Below are 22724 nucleotides of genomic sequence, written 5' to 3' on the forward strand. Positions count from 1 at the left end.
ATGGACCTGAATTACCTTCCTGAGCGTATCAAAGCGCACAAATCGGCACTGGTAAATATCGTAACGCCACCTGTCTGTACCGAGCGTGCAGAGGCATACACTCGTGCTTATCAAGCGAACGAAGACAAACCTGTAATTGTCCAACGTGCGCTAGCACTGCAAGAGCACTTACGCACTCGTACGATTTGGATTAAGCATGATGAGTTAATCGTCGGTAACCAAGCGAGCAAAGTACGCGCTGCGCCTATTTTCCCAGAATACACTGTACGTTGGATTGAAGCGGAAATTGATGAGCTAGCCGACCGTCCTGGTGCAGGCTTTGCGGTTACTGAAGAAGATAAGCAAAGCATCCACAGCATCACACCGTACTGGCGCGGTAAAACCGTTCAAGACCGTTGTTATGGCTTGTTTACTGATGAGCAGCAAGAAATCTTAGCCAGCACCATCATTAAAGCTGAAGGCAACATGACTTCGGGTGACGCGCACCTTGCGGTGGATAACGAGAAAATCTTGAAGCTAGGCATGAACGGCTTACTAGAGGATGTTCGTCAGCACCGTGCTAACAATGATGTTTCGACCTTTGAAGGCTTGAAGAAAGAGCAGTTCTATAAATCGGTCGAAATCGTGCTGCTTGCGATTCAAGATCACATGGTGAGCTACGCTGAATTGGCGGCAAAAATGGCGCTTGAAGAGACGCGCCCGCTGCGCAAAGCTGAGTTAGAAAGCATTGCGGCAAACTGTCGTCATGTAGCAAGTCACGCACCAGAAAACTTCTGGCAAGCACTGCAATTGAGCTACTTTGTTCAATTGATGCTACAAATCGAATCGAACGGTCACTCGGTTTCTTTCGGTCGTATGGACCAGTTCCTAAACGAATTTTATGTTCGCGATATCGAAAACGGCGCGATCGAAAAAGACTTTGCACTAGAGCTTTTACAAAGCTGCTGGTTGAAGCTGCTTGAAGTAAACAAGATTCGCTCTGGCGCGCACTCGAAAGCATCGGCAGGTTCTCCGCTGTACCAAAACGTGTGTATCGGCGGTCAGAAGTTGAATGAAAAGGGTGAGCCTGAAGACGCAGTAAATCCCCTTTCTTGGGCGATTCTGGAATCTTGCGGTCAGTTGCGTTCGACGCAACCTAACCTGAGTGTGCGTTACCACGAAGGTTTGAACCAAGAGTTCTTAATGGGTTGTATCGAAGTGATTAAATGCGGCTTCGGTATGCCAGCGTTCAACAACGATGAGATTGTTATTCCTGAATTCATCAAGCTTGGTGTAGAGAAAGAAGACGCTTACAACTACGCATCTATCGGCTGTATCGAGACGGCGGTTCCCGGTAAATGGGGTTACCGTTGTACGGGCATGAGCTTCATTAACTTCGCTCGTATCTTGCTCGCTTCATTGAACGAAGGTGTGGATGCAACAACGGGTAAAGCTTTCTTGCCTCACGATAAGTCATTAGCTAAAGGTAACTTTGAGAACTTTGAGCAAGTGACGGCTTCTTGGGCAGAGCAAATCCGCTACTACACCCGTAAATCGATTGAGATTGATACGGTAGTTGACAGTGTGCTTGAACAGCAGGCACAAGACATCTTCTGTTCAACGCTGGTGGATGACTGTTTGGCTCGCGGTAAAACCGTGAAAGAGGGTGGTGCGAAATACGACTGGGTATCTGGCTTACAAGTCGGTATCGCAAACTTAGGTAATAGCCTAGCAGCCATCAAGCACCTTGTTTTCGATGATGCGCAAATCACTCAGCCAGAGCTAGCAAAAGCATTGGCTGAAGATTTCGACGGCATGGAGAACGAGCAGCTTCGCCAACGTCTTATCAACTTTGCACCAAAATACGGTAACGATGATGACGCGGTAGATCAACTACTGGCAGACGCGTACCAAGTGTACATTGATGAGCTAGAGCAGTTCGTTAATACGCGTCATGGGCGTGGTCCAATTGGCGGCGGTTACTACGCAGGTACATCAAGTATATCGGCAAACGTCCCATTCGGCGCTTCAACCATGGCAACGCCAGATGGTCGTAAAGCGAAAACACCACTCGCAGAAGGTGCAAGCCCGTCATCTGGATCAGACCGTTTAGGTCCAACGGCTGTGTACAACTCGGTCGGTAAGATCCAAGCGAATAAGATCCTTGGTGGCGTGCTGCTTAATCAGAAATTAAGTCCGGCAGCGGTTGAGTCTGAAGGGGATAAGCTCAAGCTCTCTATGTTGATTCGCACCTTCTTCAACCACCACAAAGGCTGGCACGTGCAGTACAACATCGTCTCTCGCGAGACCTTGCTAGCTGCGAAGAAGAACCCTGAACAATATCGTGATCTTGTTGTGCGAGTTGCAGGCTACTCAGCCTTCTTCACCGCGCTATCACCAGATGCGCAAGACGACATCATCGCACGTACTGAGCACGAGCTGTAAGTACACTCACTAAGTAAAGAAAAAGGCACCGATTGGTGCCTTTTTACGTTTTGGAGTGCGTCTATTTACCCATATGCTCGTGGCGCATTTTTGTTAGCATTTCCAAGCGTTTTGAATACTGCTCTTGGAACGCTTTTGGGTTAACGCCTTCGGAAACTTGAGCGTAGACTCGCATCTTGTTACCACCGTAAATCTTCGCCAAGTCTTCGTTGCTGTAGCCTCGTGCCCATAAGTCATCAGTAATTGCGGCTAAGATCTTGGATAGTTCGCCGTTGCCTGTTGCGCCCTTGTTGAAGGCGTCAATCATGTAGCCGCCATCGTCATACATCTTGGCGTTTTTCATCGCAAAATCGACCACGCCTTTTGTTGAGAACATGTCATCGGTAGCGATACCAACATGGTCAACGCCGACTAATTTCACATAGTAATCGATCATATCTGCTGCTTGTTTTGGCGAGATGTCTTCTGGCCATACACCATCCATCATCCACTCAGTAAAGGTTGGAGATACATAGCCGCCTGACTTCGCAGCACGAATTGCTTCATCATCAGGGATTGCACGATAACAGCCTTTTGGTGTTGCATCAGGTTCACTCTTATATAAACCCGCAGGGACTGAGTGAGAGTAGATAAATGGCGTTCCTGCATGATTCTTTTCCATGTAATCCATCGCATCATTGGCGGTCTTGGAACCGGTATGGCTCAAGTCGAGAATTACGCGGTATTTCACCATCTCATCAATCACTGATTGGCCCCAGGGCGTTAAGCCAATATCGCGACCATTATAGGCCGCTAATTGACCTGAACCGGTACGAAAAATATCGTTGTACGCCAAGATCATGCTTTTTAAACCCATGTCTTTAAGCAGCGCCATACGAGTCACGTCTTCTTCCAAAATGGTGGCAGTTTGGCTATTCCAAAGAACGGCGGTTTTGCCTTCTACGTGCGCTTTCTCAATGTCTTGGTTGGAATGGGCAACAATAAAGTTGTCTGGTTCTTTCGCCATGGCTGCACGGTGTTTGTGGTGGTGGAAAATGAAGTCATCAAAGTTATGGTCAGCCGCAGTAATCGTATATTCATGACCAGTAATGCCGTTGTCGCGTGCTAACTGGAAGTAATCGAGAAGTTGTTGATCGTCTGTCCAACCAGCACCATAAGGGCTTGCTAGCATGCCAATCACAATGGTGTCTTGAACAAAGGCTTTTGCTTTGTCTGAGGCTGGCCACGTTTTGCTTTCTACGCTGGCGTAAGCGGAGCCCATTGATACGGCGATAGTGATTGCTGCCAATGACATTTTCTTGATCATAGTAACCTCTCAATAGTGAGTGTAAGTCCGTTTATTTTGATGGGTGCATCTAGCGTTTAGAGATGGCTTTTGTCGTTAACGGTTTAATTCAACTAATTGAATATTAGTCAAAACTCAAGTTCTTGCTGCCAATCTCTAAGCGATAACGGAAACTTGATGTGAAATACGATCTATGGCTCAAATTTTTGCCTTAACTTCACTCAAGCGATGTGGTTATGTTATTCAGTTAGGAATGTGAAAATGTGCATTTTGCGCCACGTGTTCTATCTTTTGAAAAGCCAGTCAAGTAACGTCAGAATTCGTGTAATGAAAAGAGACGTGTTGAACCTAGGAGAAGGTGTGAGTCATTCCATCCCATTGATTAGAAAAACAATCGTGTATGATTTTCTTGGTCAGTTAGTTCTGGATCCTAAAGCATTGGCGCAACTGCAAGAGCAAGCAGACATGCCATTTGCGCTAGACACTTCAACGGCTGAGTTCATTCCTTTCCATGCTTTTTCTCGGTTGCTATCTGGGTTGAGGCAGCACCTAGGCGCAAAGGTATTTGTCTCTTCATTACAACGTATCGCGAAGCAAGCGAGTGTTAATTTGAAGTTCAATCAAGCCACGCCGGAAAACGTCATAACGAGCTTAGGGCTAAGAGCCTTGAATGTTGAAACGTCAGCTAATGTCACTCGTGTAGATGCTCACGCTAGTGCTTTTGAGCAAATAGAAGCCGAGCTGTTTTTAACGGTTTATCTTCATGCGTATATGAAAGCTTGGTACCCAAATCTGCAAGAGCCGAGCGCTTACTATCTGCTTCACCCGCAAGGCCAGCCCTTAACTGAGCTCCAAATCAGAAACGATATTCCGCAGTTTCTTGGTCAAGAACATTTAGTGTTGGAGTATCCCACTTTAGAAGAGATCGATAGCATAAATTTGTGCGCGGAAGACAAGCCTTTTGCTTACTATGTTGAGCAAGCTTTGTCTGCGTATGTAGGGCGAGTTGATATGTGTTTGGAAGTGTTTAGCGAGTTAATTGGCATTTCAAAGCGCACGGTGCAGCGTAGTTTGAAGCAAGAAGGCACCAGTTTTCGTGAGGTAAAAGAGGCGCTCAACTTTGCTTTTGCCAAACGCGTTTTGATTCAAAGAAACAGTGCCGTTGGAGATATTGCTGTGCACTTGGGATACGCTGATGCCACTCAGTTTGTGCGTGCCTTTAAACGCGCGAATGGCATCACCCCTTTGCAGTGGAAGAAAGCCAACCAGTCTTAAGATTAGCTTTCTTGTTGTTTAACGAATTGTCCCGGAGTCATGCCGAAATGGTTTTTGAAGGCACGAGTAAAGTGGGATTGGTCATTAAAGCCAAGCTCGTGCGCCGTTAAAGCGATATTGACTGAACCAGAAGAGAGCGCCACTCGTGCTTGCTCCAAACGCTTATTCATCAGGTACTGATAGGGCGTTACGCCGATGAGCTTTTTGAATTCCCTCAGAAAGTAAAACTTACTGCAACCGAGTAAGTCTGCGAGGTCATCAACCGCGATGTTGTCGCCGATGTTTTCTTCGATGTATTGGTCAATCTTATCGACTTGGTGGTGGTCGAACTTAGAGGCTGCAAGCTGGTTGTTCTTAAGGTCAAAGTAGTTGGAGTAGTTTTGAATGTAGTGGGTTGCCAGCAGTGAAACCAAGTTGTTGAGGTAGATTTTGCCGTTTCGCCCTTTGGCTTTCGCTTCCAACATAAACAGCTCAATGATGCCTTTGATGGTCTCATCCAACACGTTGTAGTTGTTCAAAAATTGCAACTCAATTCCCTCTAAATTGAGCGGGCAGTGCGAGAAAAACTCCTGTTCGTCAATCGCTAAAATCACGAAGTAACAAGGCTCTGCCACATCATGGGTAAACGGGGTTTTAGGCGGGTTAATCCAAATGTTGCCCGGGCTGGTTTTCAGATCGGCGAACGTGCCATCTTTTTCAACACTCCAATTCAAATCTTTTTCTAGTGCCAATGCAAAGTAGAAGTAGGGGGTGTAGACATTCTTCGGATAGAAATAAGGGGACGTGCCTTTTTCTACCAATACGCCCGACCAATCTAATCCATGGTTTGAAAACTCAATATCCAGCACGTCGCCACAGCTTGATAGCGCATTAGATTCAGAGTCATAAAACTTAAGCTCGGACTTCATTTTCTTTCCTTTGTTCTCTTCCACTTGCTAGCTGAAATTAGCCGAGTTTTGCACATTTCGTCAACTCATTGAGGGGGCAATAAAGTACAAAAACTTGGGCAGGAATGTTCAATCTTCTCTCGCGGTGCAGCGCTAATCTATACCCAAGTTAGCCGGACAGCTTAGACAAAACATAAGACAGAGAGGATGCCATGTTTAAGACATCGCTTTTACTACTATTAGGTAGTTTGCCGTTCACCACCTTTGCTTACTCAGTTTCTGCAAATGACAACAACATGAACTTAGCTTTAGAGGACACCACCATGAAACACATCGAACTCAATACTCAAGTTGGTCAACTAGCTGCAAACCTTTACCTACCAAAAGGTGCGAAAAATGCCCCAGTTGTTATCGTGACGGGTGCGTGGACAACAGTGAAAGAGCAGATGCCGGCGGTTTATGCCCAAGCATTGGCAGAGCGAGGTTACGCGGCATTGACGTTTGATTTCCGTGGTTGGGGTGAAAGCAAAGACCAAGTGATGTACTTAGAAGATCCTGCACGTAAAACCGCAGACATTCGCGCAGTGATTGAAGCGGTGAGTCAACTCGATGGCGTTGATGCATCACGCATCGGTGGTCTGGGTATCTGTGCATCGGCGGGCTACATGCTAGATGCGGTTGCCGGTAATGACAAAGTAAAAGCCGCGGCAGTGGTTGCTCCTTGGTTGCACGATAAAGCGATGGCGACTGAAATTTATGGTGGCGAAGAAAGTGCGAAAAACTTACTCGCAGCAGCGGAAGAGGCAGCACATTCAGCGACTCCCGTTTACATCGAAGCAGCAAGCACAACCAATGAGAACGCGTTGATGTTCCAAGCGCCTTACTACACAGAGACTGACCGTGGTTTGATTCCTGAATATGACAACCAATACAACGTTGCATCATGGACTGGTTGGTTGAACTATGACGCTCAAGCGAGTGCAGCAACACAAGATAAACCAGTGCTAATGGTGGCATCTGAAGCCATGGCTCTGCCTGCTGGTGCGCATCGTTACATCGAGAATGCTGGTAGCAACGTTAACGCAGTATGGCTATACGACATCAATCAATTCGATTTCTATGACCAACCAGAAGCGGTAAAACTGGCTGTCGACGAAGTTGTAGAGCACTTCGAAGCGAACCTATAAGGAATCACGTGATGAAGCTTAAACAACTGTGGTTGCTGTTTATCGGAGTGATTGCCATGAATGTGAATGCTCAAACCATGTCCTTGGACGAAGCGAAAATTCGTAGCAACATTAACAGCTTCTCGGCTTTGGCAGACCAAGGCGCATTTGAATACTTAGGTCGACTGTTCGCTCCAGAATTAACGGTGGATTACACTTCGTTGTTTGGCGGTGAAGCTCAACAAGTTAAACGCCAAGATTTAATGCAGCAGTGGGCGGGATTCCTGCCTGGTTTTGATGCGACATTTCATGACTTGAGCAATCTGAACGTCTCTATTGATGGTGATAAGGCGAGTGCGACAGTAGATTTCACCGCAAGTCATTGGCTCGGTGAAGAAGGTTCCTGGGCGGTTTCGGGTGAATACGAGTTTGGGTTGCAACGAGCAGGCGATAACTGGCAAATCACCTCAGTGAAACTGAATCGAAAAGCAGAGCAAGGCAGCCGAGATATCTTGGCAGAAGCGCCTAAGCATGCCGCGCAAAACCTAAAAGCGCGCGAGGCACTTAAAGTAACGTACTAATAAACGCGTCAGAGCGTCACAAAGGCACCAATTGGTGCCTTTTCTGTTTGAGCTTTATCGTGTTTGGCAACATAACCATTTGATTAATTGAGTGGTTTCAATAGGGTAGGAGAAAGTTTCAAAAGAAGGGTAGAAGAACGGATGTTTTTACTCGTCGCAGTCTTTGCCGGTTTGGCAGCATTAGTTTGGTTTTTCCGAGAAGGGCAATCCATCGGTTTGCACCGCATTCTTGGTACATTTTACTTCATTGTTTATACCGTGGTGTATTTGTACGTCCCGCCATTTCTTGAAATGGGGCATCAATACATTGCTAAAACCTACGAACTCATTCCCATTGTTTGTTACTACTTCATCCTGCAACCAGATCCAGAAGAAGCCAGTGCAGAGCAAAAAGCGAAGATCTTTCTCGCATGGTGCGGCTTAATTTTTATTACCTGCTTCTTGTTGTATTTCAAAATGAATGTCTGGTGAGAAACTAAACATTAAGTTCAAGGAAGATAAATGAGTGCCAGTCACTACATAAAAGAGTTACGCAGCAAAGTTGGTAATCACGTGTTAATGATTCCGGGCGTTGCCGCTGTGATCCTCAATCAAAGCAACCAGCTTCTATTGCAAAAGAAATCAGATGGCAGTTGGAGTTTACCTGCAGGCATGATTGAGCCTGCCGAATCACCCTCACAAGCTGTGATTCGAGAAGTCAGAGAAGAAACCGGACTCAAGGTTAAAGTTGAACGTGTGCTCGGTGTTTTCGGTGGAGAAGGATTTGGTTTTACTTATCCAAACGGCGACCAAGTCGAATACACAGTTGTCTTATTAAAGTGTCTGCAAACGGGACACTTTGAAGAACAACTAGATGACGAGACTAGCGAGCTGGCTTGGTTTTCGAAAACAGATATGCCGACACTTGCTTTGCGTTATCCTCTTGAGTGCTTATTTGCAGAAAACATCGAGCCATTGGTTTCGTAACGGATGCTCACTCAAACTAACACAAGGAAGAAAATGCAAATAGTCAAAGCCAACATTGGCCATTTAAAGGCGTTTGCCCAGTATGTTGAAAAGTGTGCTCAGGCGGGAATGGAAATGTACGTTGCCGCCCAAAGTGACAGCGAAGCGTTGCTGAAAAAACGAATTGGATATGCGAAAGGCGAAGGGTTGCCAGAGGGTTGGACGCCGTCTTCGACATACTTCTGTATCGAGGAAGGGGTGATACTTGGTTCGATTCGAGTTCGTGACGGTAATAACCACTACCTTGAAAATGTGATTGGGCACATTGGTTACGAAACTGCGCCAGATGCTCAAGGTAAAGGCATCGCCACATTCATGTTGAATTGGGTGAAAACCGAAATCATTCAGGACTTTGCTATCGTCACTTGTGATGTGAACAATACTGCATCAAGACGCGTGATCGAAAAAGCGGGTGGCGAGTTCCTCAATACATTCTATTCAGAACAAGACCAATACGAAGTGCGCCGCTATCGATTGTCGGCAGAGTAAACTCATTGAGATGAACAAACGCCCTCGTGATTGAGGGCGTTTGTTATTGGGAATGTTCCGTTCTGAAGTGAGAAATTAGAACTCTTCCTCTTCAAAGCGTCCAGTGTTCTCTAGCCATAAACCATTGATGACACCAAAGGCGCAGGCGAGTAATACGCCAAGTACCCAACACATGTACCACATACTTGCCTCCTTAATAGAGCGATGAGCTGTTGCTGCGGATGTAGTTGTTATCCAAACGTCCGAACATTTTGTAGTAACACCATGCGGTGTAGCCCAGAATCACAGGCACAACGATGATGGCAACGATAGAGATAATTCCGAGCGTTTTCTCACTCGATGTCGCATCCCATAACGTTAAGCTGTGCGATGGGTTGATGCTTGACGGCATGATCATCGGGAACAAGGTGACGCCTGCAGTTAAGATGATGCAAGCAATCGCAATGCTCGACATAGTGAACGCCACCCCAGCACGGCGAGAGACTGTTGCCCAAAAACACACCAGTAAGCTCGTTACCGCAGTGAATGGAATCAACCAAAGTTGCGGCATTTCGCTGAAGTTATGCAATAAATCACCCGCGATGCTCACCACTTGTTTGTTGAGTGGGTTTGAAATGCCATCTTTAAGCATTGCGCCGATGATGATGTAACCCGATTGAGATGCCGCGAACAAACCGCCAAACATAAACAGCAACATGGTTGCACCCGCGCCCCACAGCGTGATGTTTTGTGCTCGACTGCGTAGCTCATGTTTGGTTTTCATTTGAAGGAAAGCAGCACCTTGCGTCACCACCATGGTCAAACTCACTAAGCCACACAGAATTGGGAATGGAGTAAGCAAGTCAAAGAACCCACCTTGATAATCCAACATCAGCAAGTTATTTAACTCGAACGGCACACCGACTAACAAGTTACCGAAACCAACCCCAAAGATAATCGGCGGAATCACACCGCTGATGAACAAGGCGATATCACATGCGTTGCGCCATTGCGGATTATCGATTTTAGCTCGGTAATCCATACCGATAGGACGCAACCAAAGGGATGCGAGCACCAATAGCATGGCAATGTAGAAGCCGGAAAACGCTGCGGCGTATACCAAGGGCCATATCGCGAAGATGGCACCGCCAGCGGTAATTAGCCAAACTTGGTTGCCGTCCCAGTGTGGCGCAATAGCGTTTAGCATTACGCGACGTTCGAGGTTCTTTTTCCCCATTACTGGGAGCAGCGCGGCCACCCCCATATCGAATCCGTCAGTGATGGTGAAACCAATCAACAGCACACCAACGATCGCCCAAGTAAATAGGCGTAGGTTTTCGTAATCAAACATAGTGCCTCCTTAGTGCTGATCAATCAGTTTGAATGTATCGGGTTGTTTGTCTTTTTCGTTGTTTTCTTCATGGTGATAGCGGCCCGTTTTGAGTACGCTTGGTCCACGTTTGGCAAACTTCACCATCAAGAACATTTCTACAATCAAGAACGCTGTGTAGAGTACATAAACAAAGCCGAGCGAAATCCAAATGTCACTTGGTGCGAGGTTAGATACCGCCATATTGACCGGAAGCACCTCACCAATTGCCCATGGTTGACGTCCGTATTCGGCAACGAACCAACCCGCTTCACAAGCAATGAAAGGCAATGGAATCGCCCATAGTGCCGCTCTCAATAACCAAGGGCTCGAACCCAATTTTCTGCGGCAGACTTGGACGAAAGACAAACCGATAATCGCGAACATCAATACCCCACACGCCACCATGATTCGGAAGCTCCAGAATAGTGGTGCCACTTGAGGAATCGTGTCTTGCGCAGCTTGCTTGATTTGGCTTTCAGTCGCGTCGGTGACGTTCTCGGTGTATTTCTTCAATAGCAGACCGTAGCCGAGGTTTTTCTTCATCTCGTCGAATTGAGCGATGTTTTCAGGGCTATCGTTACCTGCGCGAAGTTCCTCTAGCATGCCATAAGCTTGGATACCATCGCGGATACGATCTTCGTTCTGTGCCATCAGATCGCGTAAGCCCATCACTGGCTCATCCAGCGAGCGAGTCGCGATGATCCCCATTAGATATGGAATCTTAACGGCGTAGTCGGTTTCCATGGTTTCTTGGTTTGGTAAGCCAAATAGCGTGAACGAGGCGGGTGCTTCTTCGGTGTGCCACTCGGACTCAATTGCCGCCAGTTTTACCTGTTGCACGTCACCAAGCTCGTAACCCGATTCATCACCCAGCATCAATGTCGACACAATCGCCGCCATGCCAAATGCGGATGCCACCGCAAACGAACGGCGAGCGAATGAGATATCTCGCCCTTTGAGTAAGTAGTAAGCACTGATGCCCATCACAAACAGAGCACCTGTGGTGTAACCGGCAGCCACGGTATGAACAAACTTCACTTGCGTGACGGGGTTAAACACCACATCAGCAAAGTTGATCATCTCCATTCTCATGGTCTGGTAATTGAATTCTGCGCCGACTGGGTTTTGCATCCAGCCATTTGCCATCAAAATCCACAACCCAGAGAAGTTAGAACCTAGCGCTGTCAGCCAAGTGACCGACAAGTGTTGGCGTTTTGATAATCGATCCCAACCGAAGAAGAACATACCGACTAAGGTGGATTCGAGGAAGAAGGCAATCAAGGCTTCGATGGCAAGCGGTGCCCCGAAAATATCGCCCACATAGTGAGAGTAATACGCCCAGTTGGTACCAAATTGAAACTCCATGGTAAGACCGGTCGCCACGCCCACGGCGAAATTAATCCCGAATAACTTACCCCAGAACTTGGTCATGTCCTTGTAGATGGTTTTTCCCGTCATGACGTACAAAGACTCCATAACGGCCAGCAAGAAAGACAAACCTATGGTCAGTGGGACGAATATAAAATGATAGAGTGCGGTACTAGCGAACTGAAACCGCGACAGATCAACGACATCTGCAAACATAAGGACTCCTTCCCGCTACCAGAGTAGCGGGTTAGATAAGGTTATTATTAGTCTGTTTAATTAGACGTTAAAGCTTGGGCGCTTGAGTTACGCTTTTGCTGGTGTGCGAGAGAAAGGTTTTCTCAACCAGTAATCCAAGCTTACGTAGCGACCACCGCCGTAGAAGAACAGCACCAGCAACATCACAAAGTAGGTCGCTGCGAACTCCATACCGTTGTTGAGCATTACTGGGTCACCCAATTCGGTGATGTAGTTGTATCGACCTGGGAAGTTAGTTGCTAACCATTCAATAAAGCCGTTCAAACGCACCGTTGCTTCCATGCCGCCAGTAGCGATGGCATCCCAACCGTGTTTCCAGTGCACCATTGCGCTCGCAACACTCATCAAGAAAATCATCGGAATCGACATCACTCGGGTAAACAAACCCAAAGCGATACAAATACAGCCAAGCACTTCCGTACCTGCGGCAAGAAACGCTAACAACTCGGGAAATGGTAAGTTCAAACCACCATCTGCGGTGGACGCGCCAAACCACGCGACGGTGCCAGAGAAACCCAGCACCTTAGAGCGAGCGCCAACAAAAATGACCGGAATGAGGTAGAGACGAATCGCAAGTAACGCTAAGTAATCGTATCTTTTGCATTTCTCGACGAGACCGTCGAACCAATTGAGGGCTGACTTAATCATAATTTTTCTCCTGAAGGGCGGACGCTGACGAGTCCTAGTTCACTGAAGTGTTGAGCCCACTCCATGAAACTGAATCTGGCGAGTTGCTGAGCAATCATTTGTTGTAGTTGCGCCAGAGTCAGGTTTGGTTGCTGTTGTAATAGTTGAATCAATGCGACATCCACTTCTCTGAGCTTTTGCGAGATCACATGATGCTGTGAGTTCCGAAACACGCCATAAAACACAGGGTGACGCCTGTCAGTTAAGAAGGTCACGGAGTCTTGATGCAGCAAGAAAGGCACTTCGACCAGCTTTAATGTTGGGTTGAGTTGCAGCACTTGGTTCTCGTCGAATATCGGATTCGAGGGTGAATTGAATGCCGCGACTAAGGTGTCAATTTCTACATTGAACGCCACCCATTCATATTCCAATAACGCCTTCTGATCGGCAGAGATGGAGCTGGAATCTTGATGCGCTTTCTGCTGCAAAAACTGAACAAACTCGGTGGCAATATGATGAAACTCAGGCTCGGAAGCGCCATGCATCACCACAAAGTCATCCACCATGCGTTCAAGTTGTTCATCAGCGAACTGCGAAGAAAATAGAGGGAACGTATTCGCAACGACACCCAAGATGTTGTCGCGGATAAATTCGCTATATCGACACAGCGCATGCTGATTCATAGGCGTGCGAATCAGAGCCGTTAGGGACTCGGTTTGCGCGCGCATTTTGCTCGGAGGATTAAGCATTGAGCACCTCCTTACATAAAACTTCGAGGGTTTGGCTGAAATCCAAGATCTCGCCATGAATGCTGCGAAGCTCTTCAGCCAGAACAAGCAGCGACGGCACATTGTGGTCGCGCTCAAGAAGCAAAGGCTTACTGCCATGCACCGAGTAGGTGTAACGAGCCAGATCAATCACTTCATCAGGTACGGGTTTACCATGGGTATCGAGCAAGAAGTCGTCACGCTGTTTCAAGTGACCCGCAATGTGGTAATAGCGAATCGCATCGCTTGGTAAAGTGCTCAGCATGTCGTAAGGGCAGAAATGATGATTTCGGCTGTTGACGAACACATTGTTGATGTCGATCAGCAGCTCACATCCACTGCAGTCACTCACTTCAGCGATAAACTCGCCCTCTGGCATTTCATGTCCGTAATCGTGGTAGTAAGAGATATTCTCTAACGCTAATGGGCGCTGAATAATGTCTTGCACGCGTTGAATGCGTTCGACCAAATACGGAATGTTCTCTTTATGTCGAGGGATCGGAAGCAGTTCATACAAATAGCCCTGATTGTCTCTAGAGAAACTCAGATGTTCGCTATAGATGTCGATATTAAATTCATCGAGAAAGCGTGCGACGTCTCGTACAAAAGACTCGTTTAACGGTTGGCAATCACCAATCGATAAGCTCAAGCCATGAGCGACAAGCGGATAATATTTAGCAATGTCTTGCAGTTGTTCACGTTTCAAGCCGCCAATATTCATCCAGTTTTCCGGTGCCAATTCGAGGAAATCGATATCTGGGTGCTCGGGCAACTGACACAGCAAATCAACGTGTTCGCTGCGCAGCCCAATCCCTTTTGATGTATCGGTTATTGTCCGCATACCCCACCTGTGATTTTGCTTTTGGTTAATTTGATGGTTTCAGCCGAAGGGTTAATACCTTCACCTGTCACACCACATTTACCGTCTCGGGCGCGTACCAAACGGCCTTGCGGATCATCTTTTAACTCTTGTTTCTCGAAGCGTTTCTCTGTACCACATTTACCAGCCGCACACTTACCGCCATGTTGAGAGCTGGATTGAGCTTCTACGGGAGCTTCTGTGGGTGCATCGGCAAACGCCATGCCTGAGTTCAAAGTAATGACAGATGTCATCGCGATAGATAGAGCGAGTTTATTGTTCATGAGACATCTCCTTCGCTGCGCTCATTGGGTAGCTAGATAAGTCGTGACCAGCGATAACTTGACCGTGGTAGTACTCTTTAACGATCTTGATGGAAGCGGGTTTGAGTTTTAGACCTAAGCCCATCCAGTGGTTAAGCACCAAGAGTTTTGGATTTACTTCTGCGGCGATCTTGCCGACAACCGATGGCTTAGCGTGCATAAATGACGAAACTTCGTCAGCTTCTTCGTGAATTGCCAATGGCATCAATAAAATGTCGGCACCTTTAGCAAAGTCGATGAAGTCAGGGTTACTGCCGTTTTGGTCGGCGGAAATCACCATCACGCCTTCGGCACTTTCGATTCGGAAAGCGAGACAAGGTACGTCACCGTGTGGGATGCCGAGAGCGTAAATGGTTAACCCATCCTGCTCGTACACCTTGGTGCCTTGGGAAGTTTTGTATGGCACATCAGTAATGGTGACTGGGAACAAGCCATCGCTGCCATCAAACAAACCGTTCAGATATGCGTACGCGCCTTCATCACCGTCGAAAAGCGCTTTCATGTAACCGGTTAAGCTAGGAAATGCAGAGCCAGCTTCTGGGCCTGCGATATCAAGGGGATCTTGACGGTCAAAGAAGTAGCCACCTTTTAATAAGGCAGGAACGTCGGCGACGTGGTCGGTGTGGAAGTGGCTTAAACCAAGGAAGTCTAAGTCTTCCAGTTTGCCTCCCGCTTGGCCAAAACGCAGATAAACACCACCACCGGCATCGATCATCACGCGTGATTTTCCTTTCCACCAAATCAGTTCACCAGACGATGCACGAAGGTCATCAGAGATTGGTCCACCGGATCCGAGTAGCTGCAAAGTAAAATCTTTTTCGAGCGGTTCGACAGTTAATGCGTAACAGTTGGCTGCACCTAAGGATAACCCTAGAGCCAGCACTAACGCTTTTAAAGGCTGTTTCATATTGAATACCTATGAGTTTGATTTTTCTTATTTATTTTCTTTGGGTGAGCATCCAAAGAAGTGTTGAAGAGGCAGGAAAAACGATTTGTTTTTGATGTCCGTCAAAGCACGGGAATAAGATATCCAATATGAATGGTTAATTATATCTAGTAATTTTAAAGTTTCGTTCAGGTAAATTGAACGTTATTGGTTTGAGCTGAACAAGCATCAGAATGTAAAAAGGCACCGCGAAGGGTGCCTTTTGTTTGTCTTCAAACCTAAGCTGTTAAAGGCTTAGAGGAGTAAAGTGTTTTCTTACGATGTATTTGAGATGACGGTTGGTCGCTTCAATGATCTCGAATTCAGCTCCTTTGTAAGAGATGACTTTCCCTTCTGTCAGGTCATATTCGACAGGAACAGTAAATGCTCCTCTGATCATGTTATTGGTGAACTCACGGTACATGAAGTTCACTTTTGAGCCATGTTTACCCGTATAAATCATTTCTTTAAATTGAGAGTCAGCGCCTTCCACTGTTCTTGGCTTGATTGAAACGGGTGCATTTTCGTCGGTACAGAAATACAAAACGTCATAGTTGCAGACAGTGTTGTTGGTTTTGTCTAGGTAGATATTGGTTTTATGCAGAGTAAAGCCTGAATCCATCCCTGCCGTAGGTGAGACCGCCATGTACTCGTCATATCTGCTTGCATCCGCTACTTTTACGTAGGTACCGACTTCCATCGTAAGCAAGCCACCCTTCAGATCAAGTGGGGTGTGTACGCTAAATGAATCTTTAGTTTGTGCGTAGCTGTATTCGACAATTGGTTCGCCCAATGATTTTGTTGTTACAAGGCCTACATCTGGCGCATCAATTGATTGAACTTGACCGTAGTAGGGTTTGCTCGCACAACCTGAAAGAGCCAATGCTGCAAATGAAACAATGATTAACAAGATTTTCTTCATGGTATTCTCTTCGCCTTTTGATTTATACGGTTCATTGTACTGTTAATTGTTTTCATGTAAATGGTATGTCGTACTTTATTTTTTAGAGTTAATGAAACAATTCACTAATTGGGATTTGCTCAACAAGCGAGAGTTGATACATTGGGGCTTTCAAAAAATGGAGGCATCATGGATCTCGATATCTACCAAGTGGACTCTTTCACCACCGAACCTTTCAAAGGAAACCCTGCAGGAGTCTGCCTCTCACAAGAACCGTTACCAGAGGCATTGATGTTCTCTATCGCTGAAGAAATGGCGGTATCAGAAACCGCTTTTCTCTGTTTGAAAGACATGCGACTGCGTTGGTTCACACCTAAGGTAGAAGTGGCGCTGTGTGGTCATGGCACATTAGCCACAGCGCAAATCTTAAAAGAACAAGGATTAGCGAAGGTTGGCGATACCATTGCCTTTCAAACTCTCTCTGGTGAGCTTCATGCAAAAGTAAACGAGTCGACAATTGAGCTCGATTTTCCTTCGACTCATCTTGAAATGGATGTTGAGCAAGATGCTACGTTGCTAGCAGCACTTGGATTGAAAGCAGAGCAGGTGGTTTCTTACGCTCAGTTTGACAGCAAAGGCTTTATTGAAGTCGACAGTGAACAAACCGTGCTGGATCTCGAGCCTAACTTTGACGCATTAAAGAACATTCAAGGGCGTGGCGTGGTGGTCACTGCTCTATCGAATTCCCCAGAGCTCGACTTTATCTCGCGCTACTTCGCCCCTTGGGTGGGCGTGAACGAAGATCCTGTTACAGGCTCAGCCCATTGCGCACTGACTCAGTTTTGGGCGCAGAAGCTCGGTCAAAATCAGTTTAAAGCTTATCAAGCCTCAGCACGTGGCGGTCACTTACAAACCGAACTGCTTGAAAACGGACGTATTAAACTGATTGGCTCCGCAAAGACGGTAATCAGCGGAAAACTAAAGGTATAACGCGATGAAACAATCCATTATCCATATTGCTTTGGTCGTAAAAGATTACGATGAAGCGATTGACTTTTATGTGAATAAGCTGAAGTTTGAGCTGGTGGAAGATACTTACCAACCAGAGCAAGATAAGCGCTGGGTTGTGGTTTCTCCACCGGGTTCCAATGGTGTGACATTATTGTTAGCCAAAGCGTCTAAGCCAGAGCAACGTGACTTCATCGGTAACCAAACTGGTGGACGTGTGTTCCTATTTTTGAATACCGATGACTTCTGGCGCGATTACAACCGAATGGTAGAGCAGGGCATTAAATTTGTTCGCCCGCCTGCGGAGCAAGACTACGGCACAGTCGCCGTATTTGAAGATCTCTATGGCAACTTGTGGGACTTGTTGGAGATGAGCCCAAGCCACCCAATGGCGTCGCGTTCGTAGGTTCGAACTCATCGATATTAAGAGCGTCTTTTGGGGCGCTCTTTTTGTTTCAGGTGTCTGCCTCTCGCATTTCTTTCTTCTCTTCCCATTTCGCTTCACTTTGCCTATCAGCTTAATTCTCAAAATGAGAATGATATTTGAATCAATATAACTCTATGTTTTTAAATGAGGTAATTTCGGCATCATATTTGCGTTAACCCTCTACGACCAACGATTCAGTTGATGAGGGGAATAACATGAAAGCAGGGAAACTTATTGCGCTAACCAGTTGCTGCGTGTCGATGTCCGGATACGCGCTCACTACCAGTGATTTATCGTTCGAATCAGGCAGTGACAATGCAAACTACACCATCAAAGGTAAACCATTAGAGACCACTTCTATTGCGGAAACCTTACCTCAGGATACGCTGACCAATGTGTACTCGATGCTTCCTGAAGGGACTTACGTTAACAGTGCGTTTATTGCACCGGAACGCTATTCAAATATTGATATCGATGACGAGCTTGATGGCGCTGAGTACGCGACGGCCTCAGTGACGTTTCTTAATGAGGGGGCTGGCTATCGAAATTCGCTAGGCTATTTTGTCTACGACACCAACAATCCGCCAACCAGTAAAGACGATATCGAAACGCACATGGTTATTTTCCCAAATGCTTCGAAAGCGCCAGATGGTGACATGCAGGAAGGTGACACTATCGATCTCGATGTGCAGTTAACCGCGGGTCAGACGCTTGCGTTTTTCGTCATCCCGAATGGTTGGTATGTGAGTACCTATAACAACATTCCTTACCTTGGTCCTTGGAACACACCTTTTTACAGCTTATCCAGTTTGAATCCAGAGACGACCGCCAATTACCGCCGCCATAACGTTGCGTTCTTGGATACCGAGAATGAGTTTTTGGTGCTTGGTTTTGAAGACATTCGCCGTCCGAGTGGCGATAACGATTTCAACGATTTGATTTTTACCGTGGATATTTCACCTTTCTCGGCGGTGGATGGTGTGAACACCGATGGCACTACCGATTCGAAATACGAAGTGTTGGTCCAAGAGAACAACCCAGAGGTGACTGTGACGTCGGTTTACCCAAGTTCTGATACGTATGCGACGATGGCATTCGAAGATCGCTGGCCGTTAATGGGTGACTACGACTTTAACGATGTGGTGTGGCGCTATCGTGTGACCGAACTCTTGAATGGCCAACGTGAATTGAAGACCATTACCGTCGATTACACCCTACAAGCGATGGGGGCAGGTTATTCCAATGGTTTTGCCGTGAAGCTGCCTAATGTGGATTCGTCCAACGTGGCATCGGTAACGGTGACCAAAAATGGTCAAGCAGTGGAACATACCGTGCTTCAATCTGGCAGCGAAACTGTGTTGGTGGTATCGGAGGATTTAAGAGCAGAACTGGATGCGCTTGGTGTTCTGACTTCAGGTTGTACTTATTACCGTACTCAGAGCAATTGCTTGAATCAGCAAGCGACCGACATCCTCAGCTATCAGATGGTCGTCGAACTGACCACGCCAGTCGCACGAGATCAAATCGGTTACCCGCCATATGACTCATTCATCTTTGCGGCAGAAGGTACGTACCACGGAGACTTTGTTGCGACCTTCCCAGGCATGACATGGCAAACCCACTTTAAGACATTCTCAGGCACTGGGGATATGAATAACGCATTGTTCAACCTGCATGATGATGACACAGGCGGCTCGGAATACTTCCTAACCAGCAACAACATGCCTTGGGCAATCAACATTCGTGATGAATGGGATCACCCAACCGAGAACACAGACATCAGCCATGCCTACACAGGATTCCCAACTTGGGTAACCAGCAGTGGCGAAACAGACACCAGTTGGTACAACGCGCCAGCGAGTGGCAAAGTTATCTCAGCAACGGAATAGCAAGGAGCATCACATGAATACTTCGACAAAACTTTTGACCATCATGTTTGCTTCAACCCTAGTCGCTGCTTGTGGAGGCGGTGGTGGTGGAGGGGGCAGCTCTTCAACCCCAGCTCCTGCGCCAGTGGTGGATGAGACTGATGACACACAAGACATTGTGGCACAGCGTGACTTTTCCTTTGATGTTGGCGAGACCATTACCTTGTCTATGAACTACCAAGGGGCTTCTGATGGTGCATTGCATCTTTACACCAAAGAGGCATTTACGGCGGAAAACGGCGATGTGATTGCAGACCCAATGTCACGCATCACTACTATTTATCCGACCCGAACCAATCAGGTTGAGTTAGAGGTGAATGGCAATTGGACCAAGTTGTACGCGCAATGGGTCCCAATGAATGCTGGTGAATCTGAGAAGAACTGGGTGATTTCGTTGAATCAATCCAACAACAATTACCATCTCGATTTTTAATCCAAGATGTCGTTAATAAGCAAAGCGTGGTTAAAGCCACGCTTTATTTTTGATAAAAATCCTTCGCAACATTCGCGTGATCTATATCACCTATTGAACGAATCAGATAGAATGGCGGCCACTTTCAATATGCCCTTTTCTAACCGTATCTCGAAAGTGAATTAACAACTTGTTATTTAAAAGAAATTTCCTTCGAGGACGCCGCTATCATTAGTACAAACAATATCACCATGCAATTTGGTGCCGAGCCACTGTTCGAAAATATCTCTGCTAAGTTTGGCAACGGCAACCGTTATGGTCTGATTGGCGCAAACGGCTGTGGTAAGTCGACATTTATGAAAATCCTGAGCGGAGCACTCGCGCCAAGCTCGGGCAATGTGTCTATTACTCCGGGGCTGAAGCTGGGCGTATTGAGCCAAGATCAGTTTGCGTTCGAGCAATACAGTGTAATTGATGCCGTGATCATGGGCGATCGCAAGCTTTGGGAAGTGAAGCAGGAACGTGACCGCATCTATTCATTACCAGAAATGAGCGAAGAAGACGGCATGAAAGTCGCTGAGCTTGAAAGCGAATTCGCAGAAATGGACGGCTACACAGCAGAAAGCCGTGCTGGCGATATTTTGCTTCAAGCGGGTATTGAAGAAGAGCTGCATTTTGGTTTGATGCAGCAAGTTGCTCCGGGCTGGAAACTGCGTGTGCTTTTGGCGCAAGCTCTGTTTGCTAACCCAGATATTTTGCTGCTCGACGAACCAACCAACAACTTGGATATCCACACCATCAACTGGTTGGCAGAAGAGTTGAACCAACGTAAGTGTACGATGATCATCATCTCGCACGACCGTCACTTCCTAAACTCTGTGTGTACTCACATGGCAGATATCGATTACGGCGAACTGCGCATTTACCCTGGTAACTATGAATACTTCCTTGAGGCATCTGGCCTTCGTCGTGAGCAGTTACTGGCTTCCAACGCGAAGAAAACCGCTGAAATCAACGAACTTCAAGAATTCGTAAACCGTTTTGGTGCGAATGCATCGAAAGCAAAACAAGCCAGCTCTCGCGCGAAGAAGATGGAAAAAATCCAACTCGACGAAGTGAAAGCAAGTAGTCGTGTTAGCCCATCGATTGATTTCGGTGAGGGCAAAAAACTGCATCGTTTAGCCTTGGAACTGCAAGACCTTGGTCACTCGTTTGGTGATGAGCTGTTGTTTGAAAAAGGCAACTTGTTACTTGAAGCAGGCACTCGCCTTGCGATCATTGGTGAAAACGGTGTGGGTAAAACGACCTTGCTGCGTTGCTTAGTGAACGAACTAGAGCAAACTCAGGGCGTAGTAAAATGGTCTGAAAACGCTTCAATTGGTTACTGCCCACAGGACAGCAGTGCGGACTTCGATAATGATCTGACCATCTTTGAGTGGATCTCTCAGTGGCGTACCGTGAAGCACAATGACCTAATGGTGCGTGGCATTCTAGGCCGTTTGTTATTTACCGCTGATGATGCCAACAAAAAAGCGAAAAACTGCTCGGGTGGTGAGAAGAACCGCCTGCTGTTTGGTAAGCTAATGATGCAAGACATCAACGTTTTGGTAATGGATGAGCCAACTAACCACATGGATATGGAAGCGATTGAAGCGTTAAACAGCGCATTAAAAGACTACACGGGCACTTTGATCTTTGTTAGTCATGACCGTGAGTTTGTATCGTCATTGGCGACTTCAATCATTGATGTAAAAGACAAACAGTTGGTGAGTTTCCAAGGTACATTTGAAGAGTACATGGCACACCAACAAAAGGTGCTTAGCGCTGCGTAACCAAGCGCCGATCATCGTGAATAATTGGACGTAAAGATCGTCTTTGAGACGAAGAAAACAACAGATTATTCGCAATAGTGATTTAATCTAAACCTAATAGAGGTAAGGTGGTGAGTACAACGCTCGCCACCCACAATTAAGGAGCCGTTCATGAGCCATGAATTTATGACCGACGAAGAACGTATTGAACTGCAGAAGAACAACCCTCTGCACGGTCTTAAATTAGAAGACATGTTGCAGCAGCTTGTTGACCATTACGGTTGGGAAATCCTCGACACAGCAATGCGTATGAACTGTTTCAACACCAAGCCAAGCATTGCAAGCAGTGTTAAGTACCTGAAGAAAACAGAATGGGCTCGCGAGCGTGTAGAGAACTTCTACCTATACCGCTACAAGCGCATGCCAAAGGCATCTGAATACGAGTACAACCTGCCACCACGCGCACGTACTTTCCGTCATGGATTGGAGCCGCGTGAACCAATGGAACTGACGGTTGAATCGATTCTGGCTTCACAAGCGAAGGCTGCGTCTGCGCACAAAGAGCGTTCAGCAAAGCAACGCTCAGATCGTGCTCGCTTTAATAACCGCCGTCGATAAACTTTCAGTTTTCTTGTTCTTGTAGGCTCGAT

General features: G+C 46.7%; 24 protein-coding genes. 13 read left to right on the forward strand and 11 right to left on the reverse strand.

What is annotated here, in order from left to right:
• On the forward strand, positions 1-2424 hold the full coding sequence (locus tag KIT90_RS12290; protein ID WP_045486243.1) for a formate C-acetyltransferase/glycerol dehydratase family glycyl radical enzyme: 2424 nt from the start codon (positions 1-3) through the stop codon (positions 2422-2424).
• Positions 2425-2485: 61 nt separating this feature from the next.
• On the opposite strand, the gene KIT90_RS12295 is transcribed toward KIT90_RS12290, so the two are convergent.
• Entirely contained in the window at positions 2486-3730 is a 1245-nt protein-coding gene (locus KIT90_RS12295) for a dipeptidase (protein WP_285376870.1), read from the reverse strand.
• 339 nt (positions 3731-4069) lie between these two features.
• On the opposite strand from KIT90_RS12295, the gene KIT90_RS12300 reads away from it, so the two are divergent.
• A complete protein-coding gene (locus KIT90_RS12300) occupies positions 4070-4984 on the forward strand; it encodes an AraC family transcriptional regulator (protein ID WP_285376871.1) in 915 nt (304 codons plus the stop codon).
• Positions 4985-4986: 2 nt separating this feature from the next.
• Here KIT90_RS12300 and KIT90_RS12305 read toward each other — a convergent pair whose 3' ends face one another.
• The gene (locus KIT90_RS12305; RefSeq protein WP_285376872.1) at positions 4987-5892 is read right to left on the reverse strand and encodes a helix-turn-helix transcriptional regulator; all 906 of its coding nucleotides are present in this window, start codon (positions 5890-5892) and stop codon (positions 4987-4989) included.
• Positions 5893-6194: 302 nt separating this feature from the next.
• Between KIT90_RS12305 and KIT90_RS12310 the strand changes: the two genes are divergently transcribed.
• From KIT90_RS12310 to KIT90_RS12330, 5 genes are all read left to right on the forward strand, one after another.
• On the forward strand, positions 6195-7058 hold the full coding sequence (locus tag KIT90_RS12310) for an alpha/beta hydrolase (RefSeq protein WP_306310047.1): 864 nt from the start codon (positions 6195-6197) through the stop codon (positions 7056-7058).
• An 11-nt stretch (positions 7059-7069) separates the two neighbouring features.
• Positions 7070-7618 carry a nuclear transport factor 2 family protein gene (locus KIT90_RS12315; RefSeq protein WP_285376874.1) on the forward strand — a complete coding sequence of 183 codons (549 nt, stop codon included), beginning with the start codon at positions 7070-7072 and terminating at the stop codon, positions 7616-7618.
• 141 nt (positions 7619-7759) lie between these two features.
• Complete coding sequence (locus KIT90_RS12320; RefSeq protein ID WP_285376875.1) at positions 7760-8089, forward strand: hypothetical protein; 330 nt, start codon at positions 7760-7762, stop codon at positions 8087-8089.
• 30 nt (positions 8090-8119) lie between these two features.
• Positions 8120-8584 carry an NUDIX domain-containing protein gene (locus tag KIT90_RS12325; protein WP_045416085.1) on the forward strand — a complete coding sequence of 155 codons (465 nt, stop codon included), beginning with the start codon at positions 8120-8122 and terminating at the stop codon, positions 8582-8584.
• Positions 8585-8617: 33 nt separating this feature from the next.
• Positions 8618-9112, forward strand: coding sequence for a GNAT family N-acetyltransferase (locus KIT90_RS12330; protein WP_285376876.1), 495 nt, complete (start codon positions 8618-8620; stop codon positions 9110-9112).
• Between the two features lie 75 nt (positions 9113-9187).
• Here the strand turns inward: KIT90_RS12330 and cydX are convergent, their stop codons facing one another.
• From cydX to KIT90_RS12375, 9 genes are all read right to left on the reverse strand, one after another.
• Positions 9188-9295 carry a cytochrome bd-I oxidase subunit CydX gene (gene cydX, locus KIT90_RS12335; protein WP_010453186.1) on the reverse strand — a complete coding sequence of 36 codons (108 nt, stop codon included), beginning with the start codon at positions 9293-9295 and terminating at the stop codon, positions 9188-9190.
• A gap of 10 nt (positions 9296-9305) precedes the next feature.
• Complete coding sequence (gene cydB, locus KIT90_RS12340) at positions 9306-10442, reverse strand: cytochrome d ubiquinol oxidase subunit II (RefSeq protein ID WP_077262750.1); 1137 nt, start codon at positions 10440-10442, stop codon at positions 9306-9308.
• A 9-nt stretch (positions 10443-10451) separates the two neighbouring features.
• Complete coding sequence (locus KIT90_RS12345; RefSeq protein ID WP_285376878.1) at positions 10452-12047, reverse strand: cytochrome ubiquinol oxidase subunit I; 1596 nt, start codon at positions 12045-12047, stop codon at positions 10452-10454.
• An 87-nt stretch (positions 12048-12134) separates the two neighbouring features.
• Positions 12135-12734, reverse strand: a complete 600-nt coding sequence (locus KIT90_RS12350) for a DoxX family protein (RefSeq protein ID WP_005429408.1) — start codon at positions 12732-12734, stop codon at positions 12135-12137.
• A complete protein-coding gene (locus KIT90_RS12355; RefSeq protein WP_285376880.1) occupies positions 12731-13462 on the reverse strand; it encodes a putative DNA-binding domain-containing protein in 732 nt (243 codons plus the stop codon). The genes KIT90_RS12350 and KIT90_RS12355 overlap by 4 nt, the downstream gene beginning before the upstream one ends.
• On the reverse strand, positions 13455-14321 hold the full coding sequence (locus tag KIT90_RS12360) for a DUF692 domain-containing protein (protein ID WP_285376881.1): 867 nt from the start codon (positions 14319-14321) through the stop codon (positions 13455-13457). Before KIT90_RS12360 ends, KIT90_RS12355 begins: the two co-directional genes overlap by 8 nt.
• The gene (locus tag KIT90_RS12365) at positions 14309-14623 is read right to left on the reverse strand and encodes a hypothetical protein (RefSeq protein ID WP_005436274.1); all 315 of its coding nucleotides are present in this window, start codon (positions 14621-14623) and stop codon (positions 14309-14311) included. The genes KIT90_RS12360 and KIT90_RS12365 overlap by 13 nt, the downstream gene beginning before the upstream one ends.
• Entirely contained in the window at positions 14613-15569 is a 957-nt protein-coding gene (locus KIT90_RS12370; protein WP_005429413.1) for an MBL fold metallo-hydrolase, read from the reverse strand. The genes KIT90_RS12365 and KIT90_RS12370 overlap by 11 nt, the downstream gene beginning before the upstream one ends.
• Positions 15570-15834: 265 nt before the next feature.
• Positions 15835-16509 carry a hypothetical protein gene (locus KIT90_RS12375; protein ID WP_050567645.1) on the reverse strand — a complete coding sequence of 225 codons (675 nt, stop codon included), beginning with the start codon at positions 16507-16509 and terminating at the stop codon, positions 15835-15837.
• A 168-nt stretch (positions 16510-16677) separates the two neighbouring features.
• On the opposite strand from KIT90_RS12375, the gene KIT90_RS12380 reads away from it, so the two are divergent.
• The 6 genes from KIT90_RS12380 to KIT90_RS12405 all read left to right on the forward strand — a co-directional run bounded on the left by KIT90_RS12380 (position 16678) and on the right by KIT90_RS12405 (position 22692).
• Positions 16678-17478, forward strand: a complete 801-nt coding sequence (locus KIT90_RS12380; RefSeq protein WP_264407738.1) for a PhzF family phenazine biosynthesis protein — start codon at positions 16678-16680, stop codon at positions 17476-17478.
• Between the two features lie 4 nt (positions 17479-17482).
• On the forward strand, positions 17483-17902 hold the full coding sequence (locus tag KIT90_RS12385; RefSeq protein WP_078609969.1) for a VOC family protein: 420 nt from the start codon (positions 17483-17485) through the stop codon (positions 17900-17902).
• Positions 17903-18138: 236 nt separating this feature from the next.
• Positions 18139-19812: an LruC domain-containing protein gene (locus tag KIT90_RS12390; RefSeq protein WP_009706428.1), complete on the forward strand. Its 1674-nt coding sequence runs from the start codon at positions 18139-18141 to the stop codon at positions 19810-19812.
• Between the two features lie 13 nt (positions 19813-19825).
• Positions 19826-20284 carry a hypothetical protein gene (locus KIT90_RS12395; protein WP_285376885.1) on the forward strand — a complete coding sequence of 153 codons (459 nt, stop codon included), beginning with the start codon at positions 19826-19828 and terminating at the stop codon, positions 20282-20284.
• 206 nt (positions 20285-20490) lie between these two features.
• On the forward strand, positions 20491-22095 hold the full coding sequence (locus KIT90_RS12400) for an ABC-F family ATPase (RefSeq protein ID WP_078609968.1): 1605 nt from the start codon (positions 20491-20493) through the stop codon (positions 22093-22095).
• A gap of 165 nt (positions 22096-22260) precedes the next feature.
• Positions 22261-22692, forward strand: a complete 432-nt coding sequence (locus KIT90_RS12405) for a VF530 family DNA-binding protein (RefSeq protein ID WP_005436283.1) — start codon at positions 22261-22263, stop codon at positions 22690-22692.
• Positions 22693-22724 lie beyond the last annotated feature (32 nt).

Origin of the sequence: Vibrio sp. B172a, assembly GCF_030248355.1 — a bacterium.
Classification (GTDB): Bacteria; Pseudomonadota; Gammaproteobacteria; order Enterobacterales; family Vibrionaceae; genus Vibrio; species Vibrio owensii.

Coding starts and splice junctions, on each gene's coding strand:
- KIT90_RS12310 (WP_306310047.1), top strand. CDS start 6,195: ATGAAACACATCGAACTCAATACTCAAGTTGGTCAACTAGCTGCAAAC.
- cydX (WP_010453186.1), bottom strand. CDS start 9,295: ATGTGGTACATGTGTTGGGTACTTGGCGTATTACTCGCCTGCGCCTTT.
- cydB (WP_077262750.1), bottom strand. CDS start 10,442: ATGTTTGATTACGAAAACCTACGCCTATTTACTTGGGCGATCGTTGGT.
- KIT90_RS12295 (WP_285376870.1), bottom strand. CDS start 3,730: ATGATCAAGAAAATGTCATTGGCAGCAATCACTATCGCCGTATCAATG.
- KIT90_RS12355 (WP_285376880.1), bottom strand. CDS start 13,462: ATGCTTAATCCTCCGAGCAAAATGCGCGCGCAAACCGAGTCCCTAACG.
- KIT90_RS12290 (WP_045486243.1), top strand. CDS start 1: ATGGACCTGAATTACCTTCCTGAGCGTATCAAAGCGCACAAATCGGCA.
- KIT90_RS12360 (WP_285376881.1), bottom strand. CDS start 14,321: ATGCGGACAATAACCGATACATCAAAAGGGATTGGGCTGCGCAGCGAA.
- KIT90_RS12380 (WP_264407738.1), top strand. CDS start 16,678: ATGGATCTCGATATCTACCAAGTGGACTCTTTCACCACCGAACCTTTC.
- KIT90_RS12325 (WP_045416085.1), top strand. CDS start 8,120: ATGAGTGCCAGTCACTACATAAAAGAGTTACGCAGCAAAGTTGGTAAT.
- KIT90_RS12390 (WP_009706428.1), top strand. CDS start 18,139: ATGAAAGCAGGGAAACTTATTGCGCTAACCAGTTGCTGCGTGTCGATG.
- KIT90_RS12350 (WP_005429408.1), bottom strand. CDS start 12,734: ATGATTAAGTCAGCCCTCAATTGGTTCGACGGTCTCGTCGAGAAATGC.
- KIT90_RS12395 (WP_285376885.1), top strand. CDS start 19,826: ATGAATACTTCGACAAAACTTTTGACCATCATGTTTGCTTCAACCCTA.
- KIT90_RS12305 (WP_285376872.1), bottom strand. CDS start 5,892: ATGAAGTCCGAGCTTAAGTTTTATGACTCTGAATCTAATGCGCTATCA.
- KIT90_RS12330 (WP_285376876.1), top strand. CDS start 8,618: ATGCAAATAGTCAAAGCCAACATTGGCCATTTAAAGGCGTTTGCCCAG.
- KIT90_RS12405 (WP_005436283.1), top strand. CDS start 22,261: ATGACCGACGAAGAACGTATTGAACTGCAGAAGAACAACCCTCTGCAC.
- KIT90_RS12315 (WP_285376874.1), top strand. CDS start 7,070: ATGAAGCTTAAACAACTGTGGTTGCTGTTTATCGGAGTGATTGCCATG.
- KIT90_RS12385 (WP_078609969.1), top strand. CDS start 17,483: ATGAAACAATCCATTATCCATATTGCTTTGGTCGTAAAAGATTACGAT.
- KIT90_RS12345 (WP_285376878.1), bottom strand. CDS start 12,047: ATGTTTGCAGATGTCGTTGATCTGTCGCGGTTTCAGTTCGCTAGTACC.
- KIT90_RS12375 (WP_050567645.1), bottom strand. CDS start 16,509: ATGAAGAAAATCTTGTTAATCATTGTTTCATTTGCAGCATTGGCTCTT.
- KIT90_RS12365 (WP_005436274.1), bottom strand. CDS start 14,623: ATGAACAATAAACTCGCTCTATCTATCGCGATGACATCTGTCATTACT.
- KIT90_RS12370 (WP_005429413.1), bottom strand. CDS start 15,569: ATGAAACAGCCTTTAAAAGCGTTAGTGCTGGCTCTAGGGTTATCCTTA.
- KIT90_RS12320 (WP_285376875.1), top strand. CDS start 7,760: ATGTTTTTACTCGTCGCAGTCTTTGCCGGTTTGGCAGCATTAGTTTGG.